Origin of the sequence: Corynebacterium sp. P3-F1, assembly GCF_030503635.1 — a bacterium.
Taxonomy (GTDB): Bacteria; Actinomycetota; Actinomycetes; order Mycobacteriales; family Mycobacteriaceae; genus Corynebacterium.
In genome coordinates this window covers 1887364-1901532 of the sequence record NZ_CP129965.1, presented here as the reverse complement: position 1 = coordinate 1901532, position 14169 = coordinate 1887364, and the positions used below count along the sequence as shown (strand labels likewise).

Below are 14169 nucleotides of genomic sequence, written 5' to 3'. Positions count from 1 at the left end.
CCCTTCGAGGTTAGCGGATGCCCAGGCTCGCGGTGCAAGCAGGCCACGCACCCCAGCCTTGCCCGGCCTGAACCTTCTTTGCAACGTCGATCTGCTGCTCCCGCGTAGCCAAGTTCGCAGTCGGAGCGTATGCGGTACCGCCGTACGCCGCCCACGTCGACGCGGTGAACTGCAGGCCACCGTAGAAGCCATTACCGGTGTTGATCGCCCAGTTTCCACCCGACTCGCACTGCGCGAGCGAGTCCCAAACGGATCCGTCAGCGACTGCCGGCGCACTGACTGCCGATGCGGGGGTCTTCTTGCCGCGGGCGATCACGGCTGCGCGACCCTTGCGGATCTCTTCGCTCTTGACCACCTGATCGGACTCGACAGCCCCGTTGACCGTGACGATGCGACGAGTGATCTCGCGTTTGCCCTTCTCCCCCTTCTCGCGGACCTTCTCCTCCCCCTCGGCGAGGTTATCGTCTTCGACATAGCGGGGCTCGACATCGAAATCCTCGGCAGTTGTGCGCTCATCGACGTCGACGTGGTCGATAGTGATGTCCATGTTGCCAGTCAGCGGCGTATCCATGCCCGGAGAAACACGGTCGTTGGAGTCCACGAGAACGCCGCGGGCACTGAGCAGCTCAGCGACTGTCTTCGCCGCCGCAGCGGTGTAGGTGGTCTTTCCGCCGTCGTGAATGGCCACGATCTTGGGGGAGGTGAGGTCGATGGTCATGTTGTCGGTGACCGGCGTCTCATCCGCGTAATCGTAGCTGGCGCCTCCCACGCCCGGCAGCTCCTTGAGGAAGTCGGACACGGTCGCCGCGGTGGTGGTGTACTCCTGCGCCTCGCCCCCGTCGATGGTCACTGCCACGGGCTTTGCGGTCCTGACCGTCACGGTGTCACCGGTGGCCAGCGCGTCCGACGGCGCGGGGTACACGAGATCCTTGTCTCCCACCTCAACACCGGCGGCCTGGAGCGCACCACTGACATCCGATGCAAAGGTGGTCAGCTCGATGGGCTCTCCGTTGACGTCCACGGTCACCGACTTCTGAGCGGCGACGGCCGTGGTGGCACCCCCGATAGCGAGGGCGCCGACGGCGGTGGAGGCAATGACGGCACGAGTGGTCGATGTCTTATTGATGCGACGATGACGCGACATAGAGAAAATTCCTCACTGGGTGGGCAGGGAACTGAAGTAACAATACGGTAAAGAAGGGCATTGCACCAGATAGTTAGCTAGCTTCCGCTTTTGTTTCCGTCACAATCACCACACCTACAACGTGAGATGACGGGCACCACTCACGCCCTGCACAAATAGGAACGTGTGCTACATCACACGCCGAAAACGCGCCCAAACGTATCGCCCACTTCTGCCGCCAAATCCTCCACCGCCATCCCGCGCGCCTGAGCGACCACCTTCGCGGTGTGGCCAATCAGTGACGGCTCGTTGCGCGCCCCCCGAAACGGTTCCGGCGTCATGTACGGCGCATCAGTCTCGATGAGCAGCTGCCCCGCAGGCGCAAGTGCCGCCGCCTCCCGCAGTTCGTCGTTGCGTTTAAATGTGACGTTGCCCGCAAAGGACAGCACGTATCCGCGCTCGACAGCTTCGCGCGCGACGTTGAGAGGCGAGGAGAAGCAGTGCAGCATGACATACTCCGGCTGCGGAGCGTCCGCGAGAATCCGCATCATGTGCGTATCACCCTCACGGTTGTGGATCATCAACGCTTTACCGGAATTCACCGCGAGCTGAATGTGCCAGCGGAACGCCTCTTCCTGCACCTCCAACGGAGCAGTGCGGTCAGGGTCGTGCTTGATCCAGTAGGTATCGATGCCGGTCTCCCCCACCGCAACACACCTCTTATCCGCAGCCATCCGAGCGAGACGTTCGCGCGCTCCCTCATCGAGCTCCCCGGCGCGCGTGGGGTGAATGGCGCAGGCAGCGAACACACGCTCGTTCATGTGCGCGGCCTGAAGCGCCAGTTCCGCTTCATCAAGGCCGTCCCCGACAGTGCAGATTCGCTCAACCCCGGCGTCCGCAGCACGATTCACCATCGCATCCACCTCGACTTTGGTGCGGGCTTTGGCGGAAGCGAGGTGTGTGTGGGCGTCGATAAGTCCAGCAATTCGCTCGGCCGGAACGGGTGTGGGACGCGGCTTCTTCTTCGACATGCGTTCCAGCCTATCCTCGGGCGCATGGAGTTCCACGACATCGATGCCGCCACCCGCTCACAGATCGACCGCGACCTCGCCGAAGCCGCCGTCGCCGGAGTCAACGGATCGATCGACGACATCGTCGCGTCTTTCGAAGAGGTTTTGGGTGAGTACCTCGCCCTCGAGCCGGACCTCCGGCGAGCATATTCCCGCGGCGACGTAGCCCGCATGTACGGCACGGCGCTCGGCGACGCATTCATCCGCGAGCACGACTTCGCATGGCAATTGCTTATCGACGACTACGGCACCGACCTCGTCGTCACCTCCCCCGACCACGACATGTACACCGCTCCCATGGTGGTCGTGGACACCCGATTCGAGGATGAGGAACCGGGGAAGTTGACCGCCTTCATCACACAGTTCTTGGGCAACTAGGGCCCACCCTCCACTGTTCGACAGCGTTCTCTGCCGAACAGGCTTTTTCCTTTACCTTTCGCACATATATACGACGAGAATGCTGTTTTAACGGGCATGGTTCACATCACATGAAAGAATGTTCGCATAACCGAAAAGCAGTGCAAATCGACAGCACCTAGCGAATCGATAGCACATAGAGAAACGAGGGGGCAATGTCAGTGACCACCATGAAATCGGGAAGGGAGGGACCCTGATGGAACCGTTCTTCGAAACGGAGAACCCAGACGACGATCACGCTGTCCTGGGAGCACACCTACGGAAAGCACACCATGAGGTGTTCCGCCACTACGCCGACGGCGAAGCGTTCTACGGCTCCGCCGACCACGATGTAGAAATGGCCCACATGCGCACGGTCACGGGAATTCCACTCCCCGAGGTGAAAACGGCGGTCTACGCGTACATGACGCTCGGCTCCCTGCCGCGTCTCCGCCAGCTCCAAGACGACACAGCGCGACTCGATCTCTCCCGCCTGAAGGCGATCGACCGTTCGGTGAGCCTGCTGGGCTACGACGTGGACCGGTCGGTGTACGACATCATCGACGGCATGCTCGTCGACTTGTTCACTCCGAGCAAGCCGCACCAGGAGCTGCCCACCGCCCACACAGTGACGAGCCGGCTGCAGAAACTGATCGGCGACATCGACTCTTCGGTCGCCTTCGACTCCCGCAGGAGAAAGGAACGGGAGAAGCAACCCGGCGAGTGCGACCTCGCTTTCCATGACGGTGCCACGCACGGAACGTCCGGCATGACCCTGTCCGGGGATCACGCCACCGTGGCAGCCATCAAGGAATTCATCTGTGCAGCCTCGAGAGAGCGCGGGATCACCGAGGTGGAAGCGGTGGTGAAACTGCTCACCGGGGACATCACTCCCCCGGCCAACGTGACCATCTTCGCCTAGGCGCCGCTGAATGAAGACGGGGTACTCGACGAATCAGCGTCCGCATTCGTTCCCGGCTTCGGGCACACTACCGCAGCAGGAACCGACATGGTGCACAGCATGAGCTCGACCATTGTGGACCTCCGCCCCGCGAAGGAGCGCACGGTTGCCGGCTACGTTCCGCCGCCGTCGGTACGCGCCTATGCGCAGGGCCGAGACGGCACCTGCATCTATCCGGGATGCGATCAGCCCGCGTGGAACTGCCAGCTCGACCACCGCATCCCCTTCGAGGAGGGCGGCCAAACGACGGCCGATAACCTGTTCTGCCTGTGCCAGCATCATCACAACTGCAAAACCGATAAACGGGCGATGTATGTGCCCGACCCGATCACGGGCGACATCGTGTGGCTCTTCTCAGACGGAACCTACGCAATTGTCGACACGGAGGGCCTCTTCGCCCGCCACACCACCCCGACTGCTCCGCGCTGGAAGTGCACTCTCGACGATATCCAGCGGTTGAAGCGGAAGCGCGAACAGTTCCTCGCTAAAGGCCACACGATTCTGGACACCTACGATATCGACCGCGACTTTGAGGCCTGCGTAGCTGCCCTCATCGAGCTAGAGCGGGAATTCAGCTTGGACTTCCCCTTCTTCCCGGAGGTGCAGTGATTGGAAACTACTGCACCGGCGCCCACTCGGGGCCAGTCTCGCCGAGCTCGGGGTCCAGCTTGGCCACCAGAGGTTGCGGTTTCTCCAGCTTGGTTCCCGGCTCAATGTCCACGCGTGCCCACACTGCCTTCTGGGACGCGTACTCACCGGTGATCACCGGGTACGTCTGGCCCTGCTCGGGCAGGCCGACACCGACAAGCTCGAGATCCTCATCATCAGTGACTTCCTTGACAACCGGGGACGCAGCCCAGATTCCATCGCGGCCGAGGGTCTCGTGAACTTTCTGCGCGGTGTGCGGGATGAACGGGGTCAACATGGCGTTGCAATCGGAGACCACCTGGAGGGCCGTCCACAAGACGGTTGCAAGGCGTTCGCGCTGGGATTCGTCCTTCGCCAGCTTCCACGGCTGCTGGTCCGCAATGTACGCGTTCGCCTCACCGACAACGTGCATCACCTTGGTGATCGCAGCCTTGAAGTGAGCAAGTCCGAGTTCTGCGCCGGCGGCATCGAAGGTCTGGGAGGCAAGGTCGAGGATGGCGCGGTCGACGTCGAGAAGCTCGCCCGGCTGCGGCACCTCCCCGAAGTTCTTGTGTGCCATGGATACGGTGCGGTTGACCAGGTTGCCCCAGCCGTTGGCGAGCTCGTTGTTCACGCGGCGGACAAACTCGTCCCAGGTGAAGTCCGTGTCGTTGTTCTCTGGGCCGGCGACAGCGATGAAGTAGCGCAGCGGATCGGGACCAAACTCGGCGAGGAAGTCCTTGACGTAGATAACTACACCCTTGGAGGAGGAGAACTTCGAACCGGACATGGTGAGGAACTCAGAAGACACAACCTCGGTGGGCAGGTTTAGCTCGCCAAGCTCGTGGACCTGGCCGCCCTTCGATCCCTTGCCGGCGTAACCGAGCAGTTCACCCGGCCAGATCTGGGAGTGGAAGGTGATGTTGTCCTTGCCCATGAAGTAGAAGCCCTGGGTCTGCGGATCTTGCCAGAACTGCTTCCACGCGTCCGGGTTACCGGTGCGCGCTGCCCACTCGATGGAGGCAGACAGGTAGCCAATGACGGCATCGAACCACACGTAGAGCTTCTTACCCGGGTCATTTTCCCACCCTTCGACGGGAACGGGAATGCCCCAGTCGATGTCACGGGTCATGGAACGCGGGCGCATGTCCTCAAGCAGGTTCAAGGAGAACTTGAGCACGTTCGGGCGCCAGTCTTGGCGGGCCTCGAGCCATTCCTTCAGGGCGTCGTGAAGCGCGGGCAGATCAAGCATGAAGTGCTCGGTCTCGACGAACTCCGGGGTCTCGCCATTGATTTTGGAGACGGGATTGATCAAATCGACTGGGTCGAGCTGGTTGCCACAGTTGTCACATTGGTCGCCGCGGGCATCATCGGCGCCGCATATCGGACAGGTTCCTTCGATGTAACGGTCCGGAAGAGTGCGGCCTGTCGACGGAGAGATCGCGCCCTGGGTGGTCTCCTTGATCATGTAGCCGTTGGCATACAGGCCCTTGAACAGCTCCTGCACGACCGCATAGTGGTTGCGGGTCGTGGTGCGGGTGAACAAGTCGTAAGACAATCCCAAGCCCGCGAGGTCTTCCACGATCTGGCGGTTGTAACGGTCGGCCAGCTCCTTGACAGTCACACCTTCTTTGTCCGCTTGGACCAGAAGCGGAGTGCCGTGCTCGTCAGTACCCGAGACCATGAGCACGTTGTTTCCCACCATGCGCTGGTAGCGCGCGAACACATCGGACGGGACACCGAAACCGGCGACGTGGCCGATGTGGCGCGGCCCGTTCGCATACGGCCACGCCACGCACACGAGAACATTTTCGGAGGTGGGGTTGTTCGGGGAGACAGTCATACGCCCCAGCATAAGTGACTAGCGCCTATTGCCGAACATGCGCTGCCGTTTGCGGGCCCGGGCGACTGCGTCGCGGTGCATGCGGCGTTCAATAGCGAGCTGGTGGGCAAAGCGCCGCTCCTCCTTCATGTCAAGGTAAATCGTGTCGTTGCTGACATCCTTCACAATGGCGAACATCAGCAGAATCAAGATGAACAGGAACGGAGTCGCAGCCGCGATGGTGACGCTCTGTAGAGAGTTCAAGGCATCGTCGCCACCCGCAATGAGCAACGTCAAACCAACTGCCGCGGTAGCTAGACCCCACATACCGGTGAGCACCGGCTTCGCGTCTGTCTTGCCATTCTGAGACAGCGACCCCATGACCGTCGATGCTGAATCAGCCGAGGTGATGAAAAAGGTACCGAGCAGGATCAGAGCGAGGATTCCCAAAACGTAACCGCCGGGCAGAGTGTGCAGCAGCTTGAACAGCTGCTGCTCGGACGCACCATCGCCGTAAATCGACTTGCCGTTCTGCTCCAGGTGGATGGCGGTTCCTCCGAAGATGCAGAACCACACAGTCGACAGACCAGCAGGAACCAGAGTGACACCGATGCAGAACTCGCGTATGGTGCGGCCGCGCGAAATGCGGGCCAAGAAGGCTCCCACAAACGGGGACCAGGAAATCCACCATGCCCAGTAGAAGATGGTCCAGCTGCCCAGCCATTCCCCGGCGGAGGAATCAGCTGATTCCGCGGTTCGGGATGCCATGAGGAAGAACTGGTCCAGGTAGGAATTGATCGCGGTCGGCAGCATGTTCAGCTGAGTCAGTGTCGGGCCGAACACGAAGACGAACACCGCGAGCACAGCAGCGATGATCAGGTTGAAGTTGGATACCCACTGAATGCCATTGCCCACGCCCGACATTGCGGACAACAGGAACGCCAAAGTCAGCACGGCGACGATACCGATCGTGAGCTTCGTCGACGGCGAATCGACGAGCCCCGATGCCTCCAACCCGGTGGAAATCTGAAGGGCCCCCAGCCCCAGAGAGCAAGAGGTGCCGAAGATGGTGGCGAAGATGGCGAGGCCGTCGATAAGCTTGCCCAGCCATCCCTCCGCTCGCTTCTCGCCGATGAGCGGAATGAAGGCGCTTGAAAGCAACTGTATACGGCCGAGGCGGAACGTGGAGTACGCGATGGCAAGGCCGATGATGGCGTATACCGCCCACGGGTGCAGCGTCCAGTGGAACATTGTCTGAGCCATTGCCGTACCCACCGCGTCCGCGCTGTCCATGCCAGGCACTCCGTCACGGTAGAAGTTCAGCGGCTCGGACGCACCGAAGAACATCAGACCAATGCCCATGCCGGCGGCGAACATCATTGCGATCCACGAGATCATGCTGAATTCCGGCTGTTCGTCGGAGGCGCCCAAGCGGATTTTCCCGAACTTCGACACCGCCATCACAATGATGAACACGACGAAGACCGTGCCGAAGAAGACGTATGCCCAGCCGAGATTCCCAATCACCCAGCTGAAGGCCTCGTCGGAGAAGGCGCCGAAGCTTTCCGTTCCGAATAGGCCCCACACAACGACAGCGATGACGATCGCGGCGAGCGGGCCGACAACAGCCCAGTCGATTTTCAGGTCATCACTTTCTGAAGCGCGCTCGAGGGCGTCTTCCGGATCGGAGATCTTCTGTTGGCTGCCGATGTTCTGTGCATCCAGAAGGTCCTGCAGTTCCGCCGTAGCTGGGCGGTTGTGCTTGATCGGATCCTCCGCGTGCGGGCTAGCATCGGGGTCATGGGGGTCGCGAACTTGATCGTTACCGTTCATTTAGGCTCCTTTCACCCACGGACGGTAACAAAGATGTACACCAAGTGCATGCCAGCTGACTAGGAGCTGCGAGCAGTTATGAAGGCGTCGTAAAGCTCGCCCGCCTTGATACCCGCGCCTTTCGCGACTTCTTTCACCGCGTCCTTGGGGCGCATCCCGTCGTCGACGCGCTGCTGCACAAGCGCGAGGACATCCTCCGGTTCAGCGGACTCCGTTCCCCCGTCGATCACGACCGTGACTTCACCCTTGACCCCCTCTCGGGACCAGTCGGCGAGCTCCGCGAGGGTGCCGCGTTTCACTTCTTCGTAGGTCTTGGTCAATTCGCGGCACACAGCCGCCTGGCGCTGCCCAAGCACATTCGCAGCCTCGGTAAGCGTGGCCTCGAGACGATGCGGGGACTCGAAAAAGCACACCGCGCGCCTCTCATTCTTGAGCGACTCCAGCCACGTGGCGCGTGCGCCAGGTTTCCGGGGCGCGAATCCGTCAAAAATGAAACGTCCGACACCAAGACCGGACAGGGCGAGAGCTGTAGTCACCGCAGATGGCCCGGGCAGACATGTGACGGGAATGCCTTCATCATGTGCGGCCGTCACGATGGAGTGCCCGGGGTCGGACACGAGCGGCATTCCCGCATCCGTGACTACGAGCACCACAGAGTTGCGGGCCATGCCGATGAGTTCGGCAACCCTCTTGTCCTCGTTGTGGTCGAAGTTGGAGACGATCTTGCCCGTGATATTTACACCAAGAGCGGACGCAAGGTTCCGGGTGCGCCGAGTGTCCTCCGCCGCGATGACATCGGCATGTTCAAGCGCATGCACGAGGCGCGCCGTGGCATCCCCGACGTTGCCCAGCGGGGTAGCCGCGAGCACGATTCCGCGCGTGGGCAGGTAGTGAGTTTCCATGCCCCCAAGCTTGTCACACCCACCCGCTAAGATCATTGCCGTGAGTTCGACCGCGACCCAACCCCGCCTGCGCACCCGCACGCCAGAACCGACCGCACCCGTGAGCGTCCCGTGGTCCCGCCAAGACACCGTTCTGACTGCCGCGATCGGATTCCTCGCGTTGTTCACGCGCTTTGTGGGCCTGACGTCCGCGACATCGAGCGGAACACCCGTCTTCGACGAGAAGCACTACGTCCCCCAGGCGTGGGATATTGCGCGATCATGGTTCAATCCGGTCCTCGGCGGCATCGAGTCGAACCCGGGATACGGTCTTGTCGTCCACCCGCCTTTGGCGAAGCGGATTGAGGCGGCCGGTGAAATGGTCTTCGGGTACACGCCGCTGGGGTGGCGTGTGATGGCCGCGTTCTTCGCCTCCGCTGTGGTGGTGTTCACGATGCTGCTCGCGCGACGTTTATCCCAATCCCGGATGATCGCTCTCTTCGCCGGTGTCATGGCTCTGTGCGACGGAGTGCTGCTAGTAATCGGCCGATTCGGCATGCTCGATGTGTTCATACTGCTGTTCGTTGTCATGGCCGCCTGGACCTTGGCGGGCGACATGCGGCAGGTCCACCAGCGTTTCCACGATGCTTACCTCGACGGCGAAATCAACCCCCGGCTAGGATTTCGGTGGTGGCGTTTCGCCACCGGTGTGCTGCTCGGCTGCGCGTTGGCGGTGAAGTGGTCGGGCCTGTACTACATCGCGTTTTTCGGTCTGCTCTCATCCTTTTACGACCTGTGGCTCCGGCGGCGCTACGGGGTGAAAAACCCTGTTCGGGAAACACTGATGAAAGATGTCCCCTCCGCGCTAGCGTCGATCGTGCTCATCCCTGCAATCCTCTACGTTTGGTCGTGGCGCGCATGGTTCGCCTCGGAGACTGCTGTGTACCGCCATTCGCTTTCCGACGGCACAATTGCCAACTCCGACTGGCCTGGCCTGGCCAACCTCCCGGAATCCATTGCCGGTTGGCTGTACTACCACTTCTCGGTGCTCAAATTTCACTCCGAACTGACCTCCTCTTCCGGCCATTCCCACCCGTGGGATTCCAAGCCCTGGTCGTGGCTGGTCGCTTCCCGCCCGATCCTCTACTACTCCTCCACCGGAATCGAGTGTGCAGGCGGGCAAGAGTGCCGGCGGATGATCTATCTCTTCGGCACCCCCGCGATCTGGTGGTTGACGGTGCCGATTCTGCTTTGGGCCATCTGGGCGTGGATTTCGCGCAAGGACCGCCGCGTCATCCTGCCCCTGATCGGTTTCGCGGCAGGGTTCTTGCCGTGGCTGGCCGCCTTTGACAGGCAAATGTACTTCTTCTACGCCGCTCCCCTCGTGCCGTTCACCATCGTGCTGCTTGCGTTAGCGCTCGGTGAGCTGTCTAAGCGCGGCAAACCGGTGCCGTGGATGAGCAGGTTGGCGGGAACCATCACATCCGGTCAGCTCGGAGTGATCGTCTACCTTGCAGCGGTGATCGGAATGTTCCTTTACTTCTCGCCGATCCTCTACGGATTCGTCATTCCGGACAACATCTACAACCAGCTCATGTGGTTGCCGAGCTGGAAGTAGAGTCACATCGGTCGCGCATTGAGAACACGCAATGGATTGCCGTTGTCCACAGCCCACATTGTGACGAGAACGACGCAAGTGAACAGCAGCGTGAACAGTTGCGGCCACGGGGCTGCTCCCCCAGTGATGGTTTCTAGCACCGCGAAGCCGAGGCTGAAACCGAACATCGCCCCCACGATGAGCAGCACCCCCGGGATCTGGGACGGCTTCCAGCTGACAAACAGCAGCGCCGCCGCGATGCCGACCCGGACCGAGGCGGCTCCGAGCACGAGATCGGTCACCTCCGGAACGAGGAGCCGTCCTGCCCACACGAGGTAGACGACTGCGAGGAGCACCAAGACCACCCGGCACAAAGACATGAAGAGCACCCGGCGCGCGGATACCCGGCGAAATTCGGTTTCCACCCCGGCGTAGATCACGTCCGAAAGATCTTCCGGAGGCGACATTGGCCCTTCCGCGTCGACAAAGCTCAGGGAGCGGGACAGCCGCAGGGACTGGTCCCAGTATCGTTGGCATTCCGCGCATTCGGCGAGATGCGCGTCAAGGACATCGTCGGCGATGTTCGCGTCTTCACCGTCGAGCCGCGCGGAAAGCGCAGCTTGCACATCGTCATGGTCAACCATCGACGAGCACCTTGTCCAAACTAACGCGGCCAGAACCAAACACAACGATGAGCCCAAGGAGGACGACTAGTATCAACGGGTATTCGATTCCGCCGTCGGAGGCGAAGAATCCGGCACCTAAGTGCACGAAATATGCAGCGGCGACCATCATCAGCGCGAGAATGCCGGCGACAATCGTGGTCAGCAAACCGATGATCAGCATCGCACCCCCCACCAGTTCCACTGAACCGGCGAGATAGGCGGACAGACGGGGTTGCGGAACTCCCGACTGCGCGAACTGCTCGGCTGTGCGCCGCATTCCGTTGCCGATCCAGTGCTGGTAACCGTGCGCTATGAACACGACACCAAGTACGAGCCGCGCCATGAGCAGGGCGAAATCGCGGAGGGCGGGGCTATTCATGAGTTAAAGACTACAACGTGGAACCTTTGAGGCGGTGACGGCAGTCAAAGAAGGTATGACAACAACGCTTATCGACGACACGCACGCATTCGAACTGCTTAGCCTCGAAGTCTTTCTCCCCGGCTTGTCCTGGAGCCTGATCGAGAAGAAGCGCGACGCCTTGAGGGAAGTTTTCTGCGATTTCGATCCGGACATCGTCGCTGAATTCGACGACGAGGATATCGAGTACCTCATGGACAACCCCGACATCATCCGTAACCGGCGCAAAATCAACGCTGTGGTGACAAACGCCCAAGCCACGATCGCCATGCGGGAGCACTATAACCAGTCTCTCTCGGAACTGATCAACTGGTTCCTCGAAACGGATAATCTCAGAGACGGCCTATCGCTCACCGCTTACCTGCGGCCGTTGGGTTTCGTCTACATCGGGCCAAAGACGATGGACGGAATGATCGAGATGCTTATTTCTTCTTAGCGGTGACCCAGACATCGATCTCCGCGGTGATCGGCTCCACGCCCGCATCGTCGACAATCTCGCAGTTGATGGTGACGAGCTGGCCACCGGTCTCACGCGTGATCGTCTCAAATTCGGGGAAGTCAGCGGTCGCGGTGATGGTGAGCCCACCCGTGGACTTCGCAGGGTAGTCAGCGCGCATGCCGCGCGGGATCCAACGGTGGGTGTCCGGCACCGTCACCTCGCACAGCAGCCCCATGGCTGCTTCAGCGCCGTTGAGTCCGGCGATGACGTGGAATGTGCCGATGTGGTTCTGCACGCCCCACCACTTCCCGAGGCGGACGACGCAGCGACCCGGTTCAGCGACCTGGATGCGGGGCATCACCGTGCGGAAGTAGGGGGCCTTCACCGAATAGAACGCGGAGAAAAGGAGGCGTTTGAGTTTCGTGTCGCTGAACTTCTCCCAGAGCTGAGCCGATTTGCCGGGGTTGGTGTTCACCTGAGTGGAAAAGGAGGTCGTCATACCCGGCGATATTACCGGGTATAACGACCTCGTATTGGCGAAAAAACTAAGCGATTTCTCGGATCGGTTCGGTTTCCTGGCGGTAGGTGGGCAGGTTGGCGAAATCCGCGCTCTCGTCGTCCACTTCCACAATGACAGCTCCCGGGCGACGCATGTGCGCGGGCACCGGAGCATCTTCAGCAGCTGAAATGACACCAAGGCGCGCACGACGCAACTGGCGCACGCGGCGTTCGTGAAGCGCGCGCTCCTTCTTCACCGTCGTGCGCAACGCCGTCAGGTACCACACGAGAAGGCCTGCCGCCGCAGCCGGAGCGAGCCACGCCCAACCTCCGGAGACGATTGCGAACACGAAAGCAACACCAAAGACGACCACGAGCCCGAGCAGGGTGCGCTGCCGGCGGCGGAAGCGGTCCTCACGGACACGCTTGGCGGTCTCCGGGTCCCAGCCCCCGCGGCCACGACGCGCACGGGCAAAGGCCAGCTCGTCTTCCGTCGGCTCCTTCGGTGCCGCTTCGTCCTCGTCCACGGTGGCCTGCGCAACCTTAGGCGATTCTTCGAGCTTTGCGACGGTCGAGTAGCCGTAGTCCTCCGGAGAAAGGAAAGAGTCATCGAGCTCGTACTCGCCCGGCTCTTTTTCGTCGACAGTCCCCGCTTCGTCGACCCCCCCAGCTTCATCGACCTGCTCTGCTGTGACCTCGGAGTCGGCTTCTGCAGCGGAATCAGAGGCTTCCTCCACGATTTCGCCGTCGACGGCGTCTTTGCGGGCGAAGAGCTTCTTCAGGGAAGTGGAGCCGGAGGAAGCGTCGTCGATAAGCACCTCTTCTTCATCCGCGACTGGATCGAGAACCTCGTAATCGTTCTCTTCGTCGAAGCTGTGGATATCCGCTTTAGTCACCTTCGGACGGCGACGCGCCTGGAGCGGAGTGGTGCCCTGGTGCAGCACACGCGTCTCGTCGTAGCCTTCGCCGGAACGCCGGATCGGTTTGGAGTCCCCAAACACCATTGGCGCGAGAACGATCGCCCACACTACGACAATGAGAACGATGATCAGGCTGAGGCTGCCGGACATGTAAGGTGGCCTTTCTGCTTTCGGGCACGTATTCCTGGCTGAGGATAACGACGGCATCGTGGCTGATGGAGGACCCACGCCGTGAAATCAACTCTGTTTTTGAAGCAGTGTTTCTAGATCCAGAGTTTTCCCCGCGCCGCGAGACGCTCCACAGCGGAACCCGGCAGGTCATCAATATTCTGGGCGACAAAGTGGTGGTCGCGCCATGCTCCGTCGATATGCAGATTTTCGCGGAGGTACCCCTCCGGCCGGAAGCCCGCTTTGGCCAACACTTTTCCCGACGCCGGATTCTCGGGCAGAAAAGTGGCAGTGACGCGGTGCAGGCCGATCCTGGCGAAGGCGTGGTCGACGCCGAGCGCGCACGCGACGGTGGCAATGCCGCGGCCTGCGTAGCGGGAGTACACCCAATACCCGATCCAGCACTCCCCGATTGCCCCGTGCTGAATATTCCCCAAAGTGACTTGGCCGACGAAGCGCCCATCGAGCTCGATGGCGAGGGGCACGATGATCCCGTCGTTTGCAAAGCGGCGCAGATTGCTCCAGTTCGCCCGCCATGCCGCGGGCGAATGCGCCTCCTCCCACCTACCGGGAACGGTGGGTTCCACCGGCCGGAGAAACGATTCGTCGTGAATGCGCATGCGGGCCCAGTCTCGGCCGTCGCCCGAGGTCAACGGCCGCAGCCGCATCGTGGAGTTCCCTGGGATGTGCACTGTCGGGGTGTGTTCGGGCCAGCCGGGGTGGCTAGCCCGGCCGAAGAAATTGAACATGC

At 61.3% G+C, this 14169-nt stretch carries 15 protein-coding genes; 5 read left to right on the top strand and 10 right to left on the bottom strand.

What is annotated here, in order from left to right; all coding sequences use genetic code 11:
- Positions 1 to 10: 10 nt before the first annotated feature.
- On the bottom strand, positions 11 to 1144 hold the full coding sequence (locus QYQ98_RS09070) for a resuscitation-promoting factor (RefSeq protein ID WP_302006535.1): 1134 nt from the start codon (positions 1142 to 1144) through the stop codon (positions 11 to 13).
- 173 nt (positions 1145 to 1317) lie between these two features.
- Positions 1318 to 2154 carry a TatD family hydrolase gene (locus tag QYQ98_RS09065; protein WP_302006534.1) on the bottom strand — a complete coding sequence of 279 codons (837 nt, stop codon included), beginning with the start codon at positions 2152 to 2154 and terminating at the stop codon, positions 1318 to 1320.
- A 24-nt stretch (positions 2155 to 2178) separates the two neighbouring features.
- Here QYQ98_RS09065 and QYQ98_RS09060 point away from each other — a divergent pair, with 24 nt between their 5' ends.
- The 3 genes from QYQ98_RS09060 to QYQ98_RS09050 all read left to right on the top strand — a co-directional run bounded on the left by QYQ98_RS09060 (position 2179) and on the right by QYQ98_RS09050 (position 4159).
- The gene (locus tag QYQ98_RS09060) at positions 2179 to 2571 is read left to right on the top strand and encodes a DUF3806 domain-containing protein (protein WP_302006533.1); all 393 of its coding nucleotides are present in this window, start codon (positions 2179 to 2181) and stop codon (positions 2569 to 2571) included.
- A gap of 235 nt (positions 2572 to 2806) precedes the next feature.
- Positions 2807 to 3511 carry a hypothetical protein gene (locus QYQ98_RS09055; RefSeq protein ID WP_302006532.1) on the top strand — a complete coding sequence of 235 codons (705 nt, stop codon included), beginning with the start codon at positions 2807 to 2809 and terminating at the stop codon, positions 3509 to 3511.
- Between the two features lie 99 nt (positions 3512 to 3610).
- Positions 3611 to 4159, top strand: coding sequence for an HNH endonuclease signature motif containing protein (locus QYQ98_RS09050; protein WP_302006531.1), 549 nt, complete (start codon positions 3611 to 3613; stop codon positions 4157 to 4159).
- A gap of 7 nt (positions 4160 to 4166) precedes the next feature.
- On the opposite strand, the gene metG is transcribed toward QYQ98_RS09050, so the two are convergent.
- Genes metG through rsmI form a run of 3 tightly spaced genes read right to left on the bottom strand, consistent with a single transcriptional unit; the run spans position 4167 to position 8734 of the window.
- A complete protein-coding gene (metG, locus tag QYQ98_RS09045; protein ID WP_302006530.1) occupies positions 4167 to 6020 on the bottom strand; it encodes a methionine--tRNA ligase in 1854 nt (617 codons plus the stop codon).
- Positions 6021 to 6038: 18 nt separating this feature from the next.
- A complete protein-coding gene (locus QYQ98_RS09040; protein ID WP_302006529.1) occupies positions 6039 to 7832 on the bottom strand; it encodes a BCCT family transporter in 1794 nt (597 codons plus the stop codon).
- A 59-nt stretch (positions 7833 to 7891) separates the two neighbouring features.
- Positions 7892 to 8734 (bottom strand): 16S rRNA (cytidine(1402)-2'-O)-methyltransferase, encoded by an 843-nt coding sequence (gene rsmI / locus QYQ98_RS09035; protein ID WP_302006528.1) that lies wholly within the window; start codon positions 8732 to 8734, stop codon positions 7892 to 7894.
- A 100-nt stretch (positions 8735 to 8834) separates the two neighbouring features.
- On the opposite strand from rsmI, the gene QYQ98_RS09030 reads away from it, so the two are divergent.
- A complete protein-coding gene (locus tag QYQ98_RS09030) occupies positions 8835 to 10331 on the top strand; it encodes a dolichyl-phosphate-mannose--protein mannosyltransferase (RefSeq protein ID WP_302007752.1) in 1497 nt (498 codons plus the stop codon).
- 2 nt (positions 10332 to 10333) lie between these two features.
- Here the strand turns inward: QYQ98_RS09030 and QYQ98_RS09025 are convergent, their stop codons facing one another.
- Both QYQ98_RS09025 and QYQ98_RS09020 read right to left on the bottom strand, forming a co-directional pair.
- Complete coding sequence (locus QYQ98_RS09025) at positions 10334 to 10954, bottom strand: zf-HC2 domain-containing protein (RefSeq protein WP_302006527.1); 621 nt, start codon at positions 10952 to 10954, stop codon at positions 10334 to 10336.
- Positions 10947 to 11354, bottom strand: coding sequence for a DoxX family protein (locus QYQ98_RS09020; RefSeq protein ID WP_302006525.1), 408 nt, complete (start codon positions 11352 to 11354; stop codon positions 10947 to 10949). Before QYQ98_RS09020 ends, QYQ98_RS09025 begins: the two co-directional genes overlap by 8 nt.
- A gap of 55 nt (positions 11355 to 11409) precedes the next feature.
- Between QYQ98_RS09020 and QYQ98_RS09015 the strand changes: the two genes are divergently transcribed.
- Entirely contained in the window at positions 11410 to 11829 is a 420-nt protein-coding gene (locus tag QYQ98_RS09015; protein ID WP_302006524.1) for a DNA-3-methyladenine glycosylase I, read from the top strand.
- Here the strand turns inward: QYQ98_RS09015 and QYQ98_RS09010 are convergent.
- From QYQ98_RS09010 to QYQ98_RS09000, 3 genes are all read right to left on the bottom strand, one after another.
- Positions 11816 to 12331, bottom strand: coding sequence for a hotdog fold domain-containing protein (locus QYQ98_RS09010; RefSeq protein WP_302006522.1), 516 nt, complete (start codon positions 12329 to 12331; stop codon positions 11816 to 11818). The two genes, QYQ98_RS09015 and QYQ98_RS09010, sit on opposite strands and share 14 nt — an antisense overlap.
- A gap of 46 nt (positions 12332 to 12377) precedes the next feature.
- The gene (gene glpR / locus QYQ98_RS09005) at positions 12378 to 13400 is read right to left on the bottom strand and encodes a gephyrin-like molybdotransferase receptor GlpR (RefSeq protein WP_302006520.1); all 1023 of its coding nucleotides are present in this window, start codon (positions 13398 to 13400) and stop codon (positions 12378 to 12380) included.
- 113 nt (positions 13401 to 13513) lie between these two features.
- The gene (locus QYQ98_RS09000) at positions 13514 to 14167 is read right to left on the bottom strand and encodes a GNAT family N-acetyltransferase (RefSeq protein ID WP_302006519.1); all 654 of its coding nucleotides are present in this window, start codon (positions 14165 to 14167) and stop codon (positions 13514 to 13516) included.
- Between the last annotated feature and the right edge of the window lie 2 nt (positions 14168 to 14169).

What these genes read in the sequence shown, in the direction of transcription:
- QYQ98_RS09070 (WP_302006535.1), bottom strand. Translation starts at nt 1,144, where the DNA reads ATGTCGCGTCATCGTCGCATCAATAAGACATCGACCACTCGTGCCGTC.
- QYQ98_RS09065 (WP_302006534.1), bottom strand. Translation starts at nt 2,154, where the DNA reads ATGTCGAAGAAGAAGCCGCGTCCCACACCCGTTCCGGCCGAGCGAATT.
- QYQ98_RS09060 (WP_302006533.1), top strand. Translation starts at nt 2,179, where the DNA reads ATGGAGTTCCACGACATCGATGCCGCCACCCGCTCACAGATCGACCGC.
- QYQ98_RS09055 (WP_302006532.1), top strand. Translation starts at nt 2,807, where the DNA reads ATGGAACCGTTCTTCGAAACGGAGAACCCAGACGACGATCACGCTGTC.
- QYQ98_RS09050 (WP_302006531.1), top strand. Translation starts at nt 3,611, where the DNA reads ATGAGCTCGACCATTGTGGACCTCCGCCCCGCGAAGGAGCGCACGGTT.
- metG (WP_302006530.1), bottom strand. Translation starts at nt 6,020, where the DNA reads ATGACTGTCTCCCCGAACAACCCCACCTCCGAAAATGTTCTCGTGTGC.
- QYQ98_RS09040 (WP_302006529.1), bottom strand. Translation starts at nt 7,832, where the DNA reads ATGAACGGTAACGATCAAGTTCGCGACCCCCATGACCCCGATGCTAGC.
- rsmI (WP_302006528.1), bottom strand. Translation starts at nt 8,734, where the DNA reads ATGGAAACTCACTACCTGCCCACGCGCGGAATCGTGCTCGCGGCTACC.
- QYQ98_RS09025 (WP_302006527.1), bottom strand. Translation starts at nt 10,954, where the DNA reads ATGGTTGACCATGACGATGTGCAAGCTGCGCTTTCCGCGCGGCTCGAC.
- QYQ98_RS09020 (WP_302006525.1), bottom strand. Translation starts at nt 11,354, where the DNA reads ATGAATAGCCCCGCCCTCCGCGATTTCGCCCTGCTCATGGCGCGGCTC.
- QYQ98_RS09015 (WP_302006524.1), top strand. Translation starts at nt 11,410, where the DNA reads ATGACAACAACGCTTATCGACGACACGCACGCATTCGAACTGCTTAGC.
- QYQ98_RS09010 (WP_302006522.1), bottom strand. Translation starts at nt 12,331, where the DNA reads ATGACGACCTCCTTTTCCACTCAGGTGAACACCAACCCCGGCAAATCG.
- glpR (WP_302006520.1), bottom strand. Translation starts at nt 13,400, where the DNA reads ATGTCCGGCAGCCTCAGCCTGATCATCGTTCTCATTGTCGTAGTGTGG.
- QYQ98_RS09000 (WP_302006519.1), bottom strand. Translation starts at nt 14,167, where the DNA reads ATGTTCAATTTCTTCGGCCGGGCTAGCCACCCCGGCTGGCCCGAACAC.